The sequence below is a fragment of the Nonomuraea sp. NPDC051298 genome (genome assembly GCF_055586305.1).
Map to the genome: position 1 here is coordinate 125,025 of NZ_JBVJIM010000025.1, position 12,160 is coordinate 137,184.

12 protein-coding genes are annotated in these 12,160 nt (G+C 66.5%); 10 read left to right on the plus strand and 2 right to left on the minus strand.

What is annotated here, in order from left to right; translation table 11 throughout:
* The first annotated feature begins 230 nt into the window (after nucleotides 1-230).
* From ACZ6S0_RS43390 to ACZ6S0_RS43425, 8 genes are all read left to right on the plus strand, one after another.
* Nucleotides 231-668 (plus strand): Fur family transcriptional regulator, encoded by a 438-nt coding sequence (locus ACZ6S0_RS43390; RefSeq protein WP_344890846.1) that lies wholly within the window; start codon nucleotides 231-233, stop codon nucleotides 666-668.
* A gap of 33 nt (nucleotides 669-701) precedes the next feature.
* Complete coding sequence (katG, locus tag ACZ6S0_RS43395; protein ID WP_465925179.1) at nucleotides 702-2,921, plus strand: catalase/peroxidase HPI; 2,220 nt, start codon at nucleotides 702-704, stop codon at nucleotides 2,919-2,921.
* A 166-nt stretch (nucleotides 2,922-3,087) separates the two neighbouring features.
* Nucleotides 3,088-3,528 (plus strand): hypothetical protein, encoded by a 441-nt coding sequence (locus tag ACZ6S0_RS43400; protein WP_465925180.1) that lies wholly within the window; start codon nucleotides 3,088-3,090, stop codon nucleotides 3,526-3,528.
* A gap of 331 nt (nucleotides 3,529-3,859) precedes the next feature.
* Complete coding sequence (locus ACZ6S0_RS43405; RefSeq protein WP_465925181.1) at nucleotides 3,860-4,477, plus strand: hypothetical protein; 618 nt, start codon at nucleotides 3,860-3,862, stop codon at nucleotides 4,475-4,477.
* Nucleotides 4,478-4,882: 405 nt separating this feature from the next.
* Nucleotides 4,883-5,161 (plus strand): hypothetical protein, encoded by a 279-nt coding sequence (locus tag ACZ6S0_RS43410; RefSeq protein WP_465925182.1) that lies wholly within the window; start codon nucleotides 4,883-4,885, stop codon nucleotides 5,159-5,161.
* A 343-nt stretch (nucleotides 5,162-5,504) separates the two neighbouring features.
* Entirely contained in the window at nucleotides 5,505-5,630 is a 126-nt protein-coding gene (locus tag ACZ6S0_RS43415) for a hypothetical protein (protein WP_465925183.1), read from the plus strand.
* Nucleotides 5,631-5,727: 97 nt separating this feature from the next.
* Nucleotides 5,728-6,039: a PadR family transcriptional regulator gene (locus tag ACZ6S0_RS43420; RefSeq protein WP_465925189.1), complete on the plus strand. Its 312-nt coding sequence runs from the start codon at nucleotides 5,728-5,730 to the stop codon at nucleotides 6,037-6,039.
* A complete protein-coding gene (locus tag ACZ6S0_RS43425) occupies nucleotides 6,036-6,905 on the plus strand; it encodes a hypothetical protein (protein WP_465925184.1) in 870 nt (289 codons plus the stop codon). The genes ACZ6S0_RS43420 and ACZ6S0_RS43425 overlap by 4 nt, the downstream gene beginning before the upstream one ends.
* A gap of 213 nt (nucleotides 6,906-7,118) precedes the next feature.
* Here the strand turns inward: ACZ6S0_RS43425 and ACZ6S0_RS43430 are convergent, their stop codons facing one another.
* Nucleotides 7,119-7,730, minus strand: coding sequence for a hypothetical protein (locus ACZ6S0_RS43430; RefSeq protein ID WP_465925185.1), 612 nt, complete (start codon nucleotides 7,728-7,730; stop codon nucleotides 7,119-7,121).
* A 303-nt stretch (nucleotides 7,731-8,033) separates the two neighbouring features.
* Here ACZ6S0_RS43430 and ACZ6S0_RS43435 point away from each other — a divergent pair, with 303 nt between their 5' ends.
* Nucleotides 8,034-8,510 carry a hypothetical protein gene (locus tag ACZ6S0_RS43435; protein ID WP_465925186.1) on the plus strand — a complete coding sequence of 159 codons (477 nt, stop codon included), beginning with the start codon at nucleotides 8,034-8,036 and terminating at the stop codon, nucleotides 8,508-8,510.
* Nucleotides 8,511-9,040: 530 nt separating this feature from the next.
* On the opposite strand, the gene ACZ6S0_RS43440 is transcribed toward ACZ6S0_RS43435, so the two are convergent.
* Nucleotides 9,041-10,297 carry a hypothetical protein gene (locus tag ACZ6S0_RS43440; protein ID WP_465925187.1) on the minus strand — a complete coding sequence of 419 codons (1,257 nt, stop codon included), beginning with the start codon at nucleotides 10,295-10,297 and terminating at the stop codon, nucleotides 9,041-9,043.
* A gap of 445 nt (nucleotides 10,298-10,742) precedes the next feature.
* On the opposite strand from ACZ6S0_RS43440, the gene ACZ6S0_RS43445 reads away from it, so the two are divergent.
* Nucleotides 10,743-11,687, plus strand: coding sequence for an ADP-ribosylglycohydrolase family protein (locus ACZ6S0_RS43445; protein ID WP_465925188.1), 945 nt, complete (start codon nucleotides 10,743-10,745; stop codon nucleotides 11,685-11,687).
* Nucleotides 11,688-12,160: the final 473 nt, after the last annotated feature.

The following is a 12,160-nucleotide window of genomic DNA, read 5'->3' on the forward strand; positions in this document are numbered from 1 at the left end:
CACCCTGAGTGCCTCCACGCACAAGGGCATCTCGTACACCGAGCCGAACCCGGCCGAGGTGCGGACGTTCGCCGACTACGATCAGCGGGTGGCGCAGGCTTCACGCGTGGAAGCGCCGATCCTCCGGGTATCCCTCGCCCGACCAGGCGAAATCGTTGCCTGACTCACACCTAAACTTGGGAGACTCGTTCTCTTGTAGCGTTCGTGTTTGTCCGACTAAGTTTGGCAGCATGACCGCATCCAGGACTCCGTCCATCGCCGAGGAGCTGCGCGGTGCCGGCCTGCGAGTCACGGCCGCCCGCGTCGCGCTGCTCGCGACCGTCCGGGGCGGTGACCACCTCGGCGTCGAGGCGATCGCCTCCGGAGTGCGCGATCGTGTGGGTCACATCTCCCTGCAAGCCGTGTACGAGGCACTCAACGCGCTCACCGCCGCGGGGCTCGTACGCCGCATCGAGCCGGCCGGCAGCCCCGCCCGGTTCGAGGGACGTGTCGGCGACAACCACCACCACATCGTCTGCCGTTCGTGCGGTGCCGTCGCCGACGTCGACTGCGCGGTGGGGCACGCGCCATGCCTGACCGCGTCCGACGACCACGGATTCTCGATCGAGGAGGCCGAGGTCATCTACTGGGGCCTGTGCCCCGGTTGTTCCAGCAACCGCAGTTCATGAGCACCGTATTCTCCCTGATCCGGAAGGGTTTCCATGTCCGAGAACCATGAAGCAAACGTCCCCGAAGGCGCAGGCGCCTGCCCGGTCGTGCACGTACGCGCCGCGCACCCGACCCAGGGCGGAGGCAACCGCCAGTGGTGGCCGGAGCAGCTCAACCTGAAGATCCTTGCCAAGAACCCGGCCGTGGCCAACCCGCTCGGCGAGGAGTTCGACTACGCCGCGGCGTTCGAGACCCTCGATCTCCCTGCCGTGAAGCGGGACATCGCCGAGGTGCTGACGACCTCGCAGGACTTCTGGCCGGCCGACTTCGGGCACTACGGCCCGTTCATCATCCGGATGGCATGGCACAGCGCGGGCACGTACCGGATCAGTGACGGCCGCGGCGGCGCCGGGGCGGGCCAGCAGCGCTTCGCCCCGCTCAACAGTTGGCCGGACAACGGGAACCTGGACAAGGCCCGCCGCCTGCTGTGGCCGGTCAAGAAGAAGTACGGCCAGAGCCTCTCGTGGGCCGACCTCCTGGTCCTGGCCGGCAACGTGGCCCTGGAGTCGATGGGCTTCAAGACCTTCGGCTTCGCCGGTGGCCGCGCCGACGTCTGGGAGCCCGACGAGGACGTCTACTGGGGCCCCGAGACCACCTGGCTCGGCGACGAGCGCTACACCGGCGACCGCGAGCTGGAGAGCCCGCTCGGCGCGGTGCAGATGGGCCTCATCTACGTCAACCCCGAGGGCCCGAACGGCAACCCCGACCCGCTGGCCGCCGCCCGTGACATCCGTGAGACGTTCCGCCGGATGGCGATGAACGACGAGGAGACGGTCGCCCTGATCGCCGGCGGTCACACGTTCGGCAAGACCCACGGCGCGGGCCCGGCCGAGCACGTCGGCCCCGACCCCGAGGGCGCCTCGATCGAGGATCAGGGCCTGGGCTGGAAGAGCACGTTCGGCACCGGCAAGGGCGGCGACGCGATCACCAGCGGCCTCGAGGGCATCTGGACGAACACCCCGACGGCCTGGGACAACAGCTTCTTCGACATCCTCTTCGGCTACGAGTGGGAGCTGTTCCAGAGCCCCGCGGGCGCGAACCAGTGGCGGCCGAAGGACGGCGCGGGCGCCGACACCGTCCCCGACGCCCACGACGCGTCCAAGAGCCACGCCCCGACGATGCTCACGACCGACCTGTCGCTGCGCGTCGACCCGGTCTACGAGCAGATCTCGCGGCGCTTCCACGCGAACCCTGACGAGTTCGCCGACGCCTTCGCCCGCGCCTGGTTCAAGCTGACCCACCGCGACATGGGCCCGATCGTGCGCTACCTCGGCTCCGAGGTTCCGTCCGAGGTGCTGCTGTGGCAGGACCCCCTGCCCGCGGTGACGCACCAGCTCGTGGACGCCGACGACGTCGCCGCCCTCAAGGCCCAGGTCCTCGCCTCGGGCCTGACGGTGTCGGAGCTGGTGTCCACGGCGTGGGCCGCGGCCGCGTCCTTCCGCGGCAGCGACAAGCGCGGCGGCGCCAACGGCGCCCGCATCCGCCTGCAGCCGCAGAGCGGCTGGGAGGTCAACGACCCCGACCGGCTCTCGACGGTGCTGGGCACGCTGGAGGGCATCCAGAAGTCCTTCAACGGCTCCCAGGCCGGCGGCAAGCAGATCTCGCTGGCCGACCTGATCGTGCTGGCCGGCGGCGCCGCCGTCGAGCAGGCCGCCAAGGCCGCCGGCTTCGAGGTCCAGGTGGCGTTCACGCCGGGCCGCGCGGACGCCTCGCAGGAGCAGACGGACGTGGAGTCGTTCGCCGCGCTCGAGCCGGCCGCCGACGGGTTCCGCAACTACGTCGGCAAGGGCAACCGGCTGCCGGCCGAGTACCTGCTGATCGACCGCGCCAACCTGCTGACGCTGAGCGCCCCCGAGCTGACCGTCCTCGTCGGCGGCCTGCGCGTCCTGGGCGCGAACCACCAGCAGACGGCGCACGGCGTCCTCACCGCGGCCCCCGGCTCGCTGACCAACGACTTCTTCGTATACCTGCTCGACCTGGGCACGACGTGGAAGGCGACGTCCGAGGACCAGAACACGTTCGAGGGCCGTGACTCGGCCACGGGCGAGGTCAAGTGGACCGGCACCCGGGTCGACCTGGTCTTCGGCTCCAACTCGGAGCTGCGGGCCCTCGCCGAGGTCTACGCGAGCGACGACGCCAAGGAGAAGTTCGTGAACGACTTCGTGGCCGCCTGGACCAAGGTCATGAACCTGGACCGGTTCGACCTGGCCTGATCGTCCCACTGGGTCGGGCCGCACCCGATCCACCGACGTCCGGGCCGGCCGTGGAAGGCCGTCCCGGACGTTTCACATTCGGGCCCAGGCGCGGCCCTGAGCTTGTCGTGGCCTCAACCTGGCGCCGAGACCCAGATCTGTCGGTACGCCTCACTACGATCGGCGCATGTTCGGTTTGGACACGGTGGCGTCGATCCTCCTCGTCCTGCTGGTGGTGATCGTCGGCGTCGGGATCGGCAGGTGGGCACGTCGCCGCGAAGTGCCGCGCATTCACGTCGGCCTGGATCACATCACTCCTGTCGACGTCCAGGTCCGGGCCCATGACCTCATCGAGGCGGGCAGGTTCGGCGACGCCGTCGAGCTGATCCGCGCGGAGTCCCAGGTGTCCCGGCAGATCGCGGTGGAGGTCGCAGAGGTTCTGCGCGGGGGCGGGGTCCTGCCGGGCTTCCCGGTGTTCGACGACGGTGACCTGACCACCCAGGTTCGCAAGCTGCTCGAAGCGGGCAACCGGAAGCAGGCCGTCTTCCTCGCGCGTAGCACCGAGGAGATGAGCCAGTCGGAGGCCGAGGCATTCGTCGACGCCCTCTCACGAGAGCCGAACACCTGACGACCCGTCGAAACGAACGCCCGTCAGCCGCGAGAACAGCACGGCCACCGGAAGTTCAGCCCGGATGTCCCTTCGCCAAAGCTCTACCCATCACCCCGTACAAGGCCACGAACAAGCCCGAGTCCCAAAGCCGCCGCACAGCCAGCCTGCGGACCGAAGAAGCCCATGACCGCGCAGGTGAAGATCACCATTCACCCAGTACGGCTGAAGCCCGATCGCCACGCTCCCTGACCCACCTGCCGATGCGCGCCACTCCGGCCGCCCCCGGGAAAAGAGATACCCGGACCGGTCGACTGACGCGGGCACTCGCATGATTGTTACGTTCATCCCCATGGACCACGGGGCAAGATCACTGAACCTGACGGATGTAACCACGGCATTGGACATCACGCTCGACGCGCTCGAAGCCGCGAAGACCGACACGGCGTACCGCGTGTGCGGCACCAGCGCCGCGCTCCTGCAAGGCGTCCCGCTCCCTGCCGGGGACATCGACATCCTGCTCCCCAGCCGGGAGGACGTGAACACGTTCGCCGCAGCACTCTCCTCGTTCCCCTGCCTATATGCCGCCTCGTGGCTCCCCGAATCGTCGCAGTACTTCACCAGGTTCGAGGTGAATGGCGTCGAAGTGGAGTTCAGCACCGTCGAGCGGAAAGTCGATTCAGACGGAATGGAATGCGCGGGCAGCGGCCCTTGGCAGCATTACGTCCTGGTCACGTGCGGCTCGCACCAGGTGCCGGTGGTTCGACTGGAACTCCGGTTGGTCACGGAACTCCTGCGAGACCGCCCCGACCGGTATGGCCCTCTCCTCGACCACATGAGCACGCACGGGTACGACGCTGACCTGTTGCAACGGGCAATGAACGCCCACCAAACTCCCCTTCACCATCGGCGACTGACTCAAGACCGCCTCGCCCACCCGGAGAGCCAGGGGCCAGGGGGAAAAGGATGACGAAGAAGGACCTTGGCCCAGGTGTCGCTCGCCCCACGTAAGGCAAATTGCGAGAGCAAACTCGACTCTGCTTTTCACGGAATCAGAGCGATCGAGTGACCCGCTTCGACGTAGCCCGCCTTCCTGAAACAGCACACATATGGATGACTTCGGCGATACAGCACGTCAGGAAGGGCGTTCACTCGGCCTGCGCGTCCGGGGATGTGCGCGGTTGGCGTACTTCTGCGACTCCGGTTCCCCCGGCTCATGAGGGAAGTCAAGGTATGATCCGCTGGGCTGACGTGACGTGAGAAGCATCGCGACATTCGACGCGATGATGGCCACCCGCCACTTGATCCACATCAGGCGACTTCGACAAGATGTTCCTCGAGCGAACTGTCCTGCGAGACCCGAGGAGCCGACTCAGTGGACTCAGCCGTGATGTGGCCAGCCCTTCTGGGTGTCGGATGTATTCCAGTCGCCTTCGGAATATATCTGATGGTCACCAATAAAATTCCCCGTCTGATGCTCGGCAAGAGTGCAATAAATGCGCCTCGCCGCTTCTGTGTTTTCCTGGCACTGTCCAGCATGGCGATGGGCTGGTCGCGCACGCTGTCTCTGGCGCTGAACCTTCTGGCGGCCGGATGCACCCTGATGGGCTCGTACTTCATGCTCTCGGCGTTGTCCCCTCGCCGCACACCCTGAGTACAAAGCAACGAATCACCAGCCGACGACGTGCCGTTTGCGCTGGTTGCATGTTGCGCGTCTCCTGAGAGCCGCCTTCTCCACAGCGCGTCGCAGGCAGAGCGAACTACTCCTGAGAAGGTGTCGCCCAGACGCAGCCGCCGACTTGAAGCGACCGGTGCGACGGCACCAGAAGGGAGCGCTGTCCTCGTAGTTCACGTTCGTCACCGACGGTGCCGAAAGCGCCATAGCACAGGCCAAGGCCATCGCGGGCGATGGGGTCGTCGAGGTCAGCGGCGCGAACATCACCCAGTAGTGCGTCAACGCCGGGCTGCTGGACGAGCTCCGCCTCGATCTGGTCCCTGTGCTCCTGGGTTCCGGTGTCCGCTACCTCGACAGGCTCACCGACACCCCCATCGCACTCGAAGGCCCGCACGTCGTCGAGGGCACGGGAGTGACCCACTTGACCTACCGCATCAACCGAACCTGAGAGCGTGCCGCCCTCGCACCAGCTTCGCCTCCATCGACTCACTCGAAAGTCCTCGCCCATATATCGGCTCCCGATATATGGTTGGTGCGTGACCAAGATGACAGAGGCGGCGTACTTCATCCTTGCCGCGCTCCTGGAGGCCCCCCTTCATGGCTACGGGATCATCAAACGTTCAGGTGAGCAGTCGGATGGGCGGGTGAAACTCGCCGTCGGCACCCTGTACGGCGCGCTCGACCGGCTCGTGGACGCGGGCCTGGTGGTGGTGGATCGGGAAGAGGTCTTCGACGGCCGGCCCAGGCGTTACTACCGGATCACTGACGACGGCGTCACCGCGGTGCGCGAGGAGGCCGTACGACTTCAGCAGGCCGCCAGGGTCGTCACGGGTCAGATCGGGATGATGGGCGCATGAGCAGCGAGTCCGTGCTCGAACGGCGCTACCGCGGCCTGCTCAGGGCGTACCCGAAGGCCTACCGTGACCGGCACGGTGAGGAACTCCTCAGCACGCTGATGGCGGCATCCGATCCCGAGGCACGCCGTCCCGCGCTCAGGGAGGTGATCGCCCTCGTCACCGGCGGTTTCGCCGCCCGTGCGCGGCATACCAGGGCCACGGGAGTGCCCTGGTGGAGGGACGGACTGCAGTTGGGCGTGCTCGCCGTCGCGACGACCATGTTCGCCACGACGATCCAGTTGTCGTGGCTCTTCCGGCCGTTCTGGACCCTGGGCGCGATCGTGCTGATGGTGGCGATCATCCGTGGCTGGATACGGCTGGCGCTCCCATTGGCGCTGATCGCGGCGCTCGAGTCCAGTCGCTTCCTGGTCCTTCCGGAGGAGGCGCTGAGGGTGGCCGCCTTCGGTCCCTCCTATGTCGAGGTGTCGAGCATGGTGCCCTTCTGGGTGATCGCCGCGGGGCTGGCCGTACTCGCCGTGAAGCCGGGGAGGGCGCTTCCCGCTCGATCCTGGTTGTGGCTTCTCATTCCAGCGCTCTGCTGGGGGTTGCAGTTCGCCATCGGTCTGAGCTACGAGGAATATCCGCTCTGGCTGCTTTTCCGGGCGAGTGTCGAGGTGCTCGTGCTCGGGGCCGTACTCTGGGCCACGGTCGTGGTCAGGGATGCCAGGTGGGCGCTCGCGGCCGCCATCTATTTGGTCCCCGGTCTGACGTACCTGGGCGAGAACCTGTCCATGCACGGCAGAAAGGGCTTCGCCTATTGGGGCCTGCTCACCCTGCTGGTGATCTCTTCGTTCATCGCGGCCCGACGGACCAAGGAAAGGGTCTGAGCTCCGCGAATGTGAATCGGCACGACCGGTCCAGCTCAAGCCCGGCTCCGATGACGGAGCCGGGCTTTTCGTCGATATTCCTGCCCGGACGGCCGCAGGAGGTCGAACGGCCGGCGTCCGTGACTGCCCCCTGTTGACCACGCTCAATGGCACGCTGACGGCACGGCGATCACGTATGTGGTCACCGGGGGTCTGTTCTGCCGGACCTCTGTCCTACGGTGTGCGGTCACCGTATTGGGCGATGATCGAGCCGAGAGTGCGTGGGACTGACGACACCTCCTGCACCACTGGATGCAGTGCGGTGACGCCGGTGTGTACCGATCGCACCCATTCGTCGTCGACCACTGCCTGGCACAGCGCTTCGGCGGTGATGAGCGTGGCGAGACCGCAACTGTTCTCCCAGGTCTCCCGACCTGCTGGGCCGGCGGCGATCCATCGCTCGACGCTGGCGAGATCAGGAACTGGGTACCAGCCCCAATCCAGCATGTCGAATTTGACCACCAGGCCGCTTTCCGTGCGATAGGAGATCAATGCTGGGGCCTCATCGATCCATGTAGCGCTCAGGCAGGGGCCGTACTGCGCCAGAATGGGAAGAGTTTGATCGGTGGTGGAATCGACGCGGTAGTCCATGATGACGGTGCCCCTGCCGAGGCGCCCGATGAGCATGTCGACGTCGTCTGCGTTGAAGCACGCCGGCTGGGTGCTCTCAGGCAAGATGGCATACGCAGCCAGGACGTCGTCAATCTTGGTGGCAGAGCACCACGTCAAGTCGACGACCAGCCGAGTTCGCTGACAAAACCACTTCGCGTAGGTTGAATCGATCACGAGCGTTTCCCCTCAACTCACAGTGCTCCGCCACAGGCCACGCTCGACGAGCTTCGCCGATCGGCATGCCGTCCACCATCAGAAAGGCCGCGACGACTATCCCGGCGCCGACCTCTCCGACACCTCGAACGCTTTCCCTCACGGCGACCAGCCAGGTTGCCGGACCCTGTTCGTCCCCCTGACCGCGCCATCTTTTCGGCACCGTCCACGCCCGCCGCGAGCACAACTGCAGGGTCCCCCGCCGGAGGCAAGAGCATCTGGCTGCGCTTCACACGCGAACGCATCTCATGGTCAACTCGGGGAATGTCGGCGATCGTCACATCCATCATTGCGGTCACGGGGACCCTCCTGGGATCTCTGATGACATTCCTGCTCCAGCGTCGTTCCATCGACAGATCGGAAAGGTTCGCTCGAGCGGAGCGGCTTCGAGGTGAGCAGATCAAGATCTACAGCGACTTCGCGCGTACGATTCTGGACTTCCGCAGTGCTCAACGACGGGCCTGGGGTCCGCGGGCCGAAGACGACAAGAACAGCGGGGCCTACCGCACGGCGGTGGATGAGGTCTTGCGCGCACGTGCAGCGGGGTGGACGGCTCTGTATCAGGTAGAGCTGGTCACTGAGGATGTCGAGATCAGACGACTCGCGAACCACACCATGGAGTTGGTCAAGAGCATGAACGAGGCCGAGACCTCGGATTCGGTGAAGGCTCTGACTGCGGAAGTTCGCGTGGCCGTGGAGGACTTCATCCGTGCGGCCGGCGTCATGGTGCGGAAGGTATAAGTGTGCGCGGTCCGAGCGCGGGCGCGCGCGAGAACGGCCCTCAGGCCGCACCCGCAGCGGGTGACCGCGCTCGGGCAGCGCTCCGCACCGCCACTTGACCGTGCGTCTCAATCCCCGCCAGGGCGTACCAGCTCCTTCGCACGGTGCTGATGACGGCGGACAGACGGTTCAAGGCACTGATCCCGCTGACCACGTTCGCGAGCCTTAGATGGGGTGAGGTGATCGCGCTGCGACGCTCCAGCATCGACCTGGAACGAACGCCGCACCGTGGACGTCCGGGATCAGTTCCTCGAACTCGACCGGCGGAGAGAGGTGTCTCGGGTGATCAGCTTCCACCTCAGCCACCCATGGCTCTGCTCTCAGCACAGCGATCACCCCGAAGCCGAAGTGCCCCCACCCACCGGAGGCTTCCTGCCACCCATCAGCCGCCTTGCCACCTCCGGGCCCGGCCACGCCACGCCCTCCCCACGCCCTCCCCGCGTCCTCGCCACGCCCTCCCCGCGTCCTCGCCGCGCGACGAGGCCCGGCCCTCACCTCTCCCGGCTCCTGTAGGTGGCCCGCAGGTCGATCAGCTTCTCCCTGGCCACCTCGTCCAAGGCCCGGCGCTGATCCGGGTCCTCCTCCCAGGTGGCCTCCGCGCACAGGACCCTGGCCGCCTCGTGCGGCTCGGCGTCGCGGACCACGTACCAGACGGTGTCGCCATAGCCGTGCCTGGCGTGATCGCGGCGCAGGACCGTTACGATGCCGGAGACGAGGATCTGCCTGGTCCACGGGTTCCTGGCCAGAACCTGCCGATCCACTGTCAGCCCGTCGTCCATGAGTTCGCCGCCGAGTATGTCGTCCTCCCACCGCCACACGCGGCGGCTGACACCCAATGGCACATACAGGGCACCACGGCCTTCGACGGGCACAGAGAACGTCTGGGTACCGCTGCGGCACAACTCCTTGGCGATGCGCTCGCCGTCGGCGTACTCGCGCAGCAGATCCCCGCCTAGGTTTTGCCCGGAGAACGAGCCTCGCCACGCCTGCTCGGCGTAGTAGCGGTCGATCAGCGGATCCTTGAACCGCCCCGCACGCGCCCGCGGCGGGGTGCAGGAGGCCGGGGTGAGGTCCGCGCCGTCCTCGATGTCGACCCCGCCCTCGCGCAGCAACTCGTGAACGGTGACGCCCCTGCCCTCGGCCTTGCGGCGTAACATACGCAGCCAGCCGTCGAAGGTGTCCAGGTCCGGGTCGACGCGCAGCGACGCCCAGTCCGCCACCGCCGAGACCGGCACCGGCACCGGCACCTCACGCCGCGCCGGCGGTTGCACGAGCTGCTCGGGTTCGAGGTCGATCGAGTAGTACAGCACCCCGCGCGCAATGTAGGAGAACGGCGCCGCATGCGTGATCGGGTCGAAGACATCCCGGATCGGCCAGAACCTCAGCAGCCATGTCTCGTCGCACTCACCCGTGGCATGCCCGTCGCCCGGCTCGGACTCACGCAGGTACATGTGCACGCCGTACTCGAAACGCGGCGGCCCGATCAGGAAGTCATGCCCCCTGCCGTCCATCATCGCGGCGATCGTGACCACGCCACTCTCCGCGACGAACGTCGTCGAACTGACCCGCGTCCACGAGGCATCCGCGGGCCCCGGCTCGGCGTCCCAGGACTCCAGCCGCATGCCCGCGACGAAGTGGTAGATCTCGTCGGTGGGGGAGCTCCACGCCGGCAGGTCGGTGCCGTCCAGCCCGAACGTGTTGTACTGGATGTAGACCTCGTCGTCGAGCCTCCGCAGCAACTGTGCCATGTCAACGCCTTCGCCCTGTCGGTGATCGTCCTGCCTTGGCGGAGTATGGCCCACCACACCGACAATCCGAGCCGCGCCGCACACATCTTGATCTCGAACGATTCAGAGGCCGTAATCATCTGAAGACGCGCTCTATAGATCGGGCCAGGTGTAGCTGGCGAGATAAGGGGACCGGCCGATGACGAACCAGTTCTGAAGGTCATGGAGTCGTTCGATGGCGGCCTCGTAGTGCTGGGTGGTTCGGGACGGGGGAAGTTCGGATGGCGGGTACGGCCGGGGACAAAATCGACCATGTACCAGCAACCTTCGACCAGCCAGCGGTCGAGCCGCTCATTGGTCTCCCGTCCAGCGTTCCGCTGCTGTACGCAACGCTCTGACCGGCGACCTGACCCGTCCTGCTTGCGAGATTCGTTCTCTCCTACGATCAGCTCGGTAGCCTGCTGAAGTGAACCTTGTGCAGCGCGCCATTGGCGCGGTCATCGGCTCGGCGGTGGGCGACGCACTGGGTGCTCCATTCGAGTTCGGCCCGGCGGGTGCGTTCTCCGCCCGCTTCCCGGTACCGGGTGCCGGGGGCGAGATGAGCGGAGGCGGCGGCTGGGACGTCGGCGAGGCCACCGACGATACGCAGATGGCCGTGCACGTGGCTGAGTCGCTGCTGGAGCAGGGCGGCCTGGACCTGCCGGATATCTTCGCCCGCTTCCAGCGGTGGGCAGCCGATGAGCCCAAAGACATCGGACTACAGACCGAAGACGTTCTGACCCGCGGGCTGCCCTGGGACCGGGCCGCCGCCGCCCATTACCGCAGCAGCCACCGAGCCGCGGGTAATGGCGCGCTGATGCGGTCCACGTTGTCGGCGGTGTACCTCGCCCGCTACGGACAGCAGGCCACCATGGACGCCGCTCGGCACATCGCCGCCCTCACCCACGGGGATCCTGCTGCATGGGAAGGCAGCGCGATCTTTCACGACCTGATACGTGTCGCCTTGAACGGTGCGGACCCCTTGGACGAACTCCCGCAGATCCTCACTGCCGTCCAGCCCGACCATCGTCAGCGCTACGCCACCGTCCTCGCCACCGACTGGTATCCCGATCAGGCCACCGAGTTCAACGGCGCCGTCTGGCCCTGTCTCGGCTCAGCCGTGTGGGCTATACGTACCACCCGCAGCTATGAGGATGCCGTTCGTGCCGCAATCGACCTGGGCGGCGACACCGATACCGTTGCCGCAGTCACGGGCGGCCTTGCGGGAGCCGTATACGGGCCGACCGCAATCCCAACCAACTGGACCGAGCCCTTACACGTGCCGCTGCCTGGAAGCGGCGGCCGAACATTGCGCCTGCCCCATCTGCTCGACCTTGCTCGTGACCTCGCCGAGCGTTCAAGTACAGGCTGACGCCGGAACCTGGCCTACCAGACCATGACGATTCTTTCCATCCTGCTCGGCTGATGTAGAACGTGGTCAGGCGCGTGTGCGGTGGCACAAATGCGTCGGCATGTGGGGATGTTGCTGTCAGTGCTGCTGTCACCTCGGCCATCGTTCTCCGGTGCCTCGATGTCGATCGCCCCAGCCTCGTCGGCGGTGCGAGAGAAGACCCTGAGCCGCAACGTCGAGATGTCGGTCCCGCGCAAACGCAAGGTCAAGTCCTGGTCCGTCGAGGAGGCACGGAACCTCCTGGAGTCAGCCCGCCAGAACGAGGACTGTCAATCCCCCCAAACCGTGGAGACGGTTCTATGCCACAGCGGCCCTCAGCAGGGCCGTTGATGCTTGCCTCTTCTCGATCATCAGGCGCTCGAATGTGACAGGCGGCAGCCCGTCGTTGGCACTGTGCCTGCGCTTGACGTTGTAGAAATCCGCGATCCAGGTCG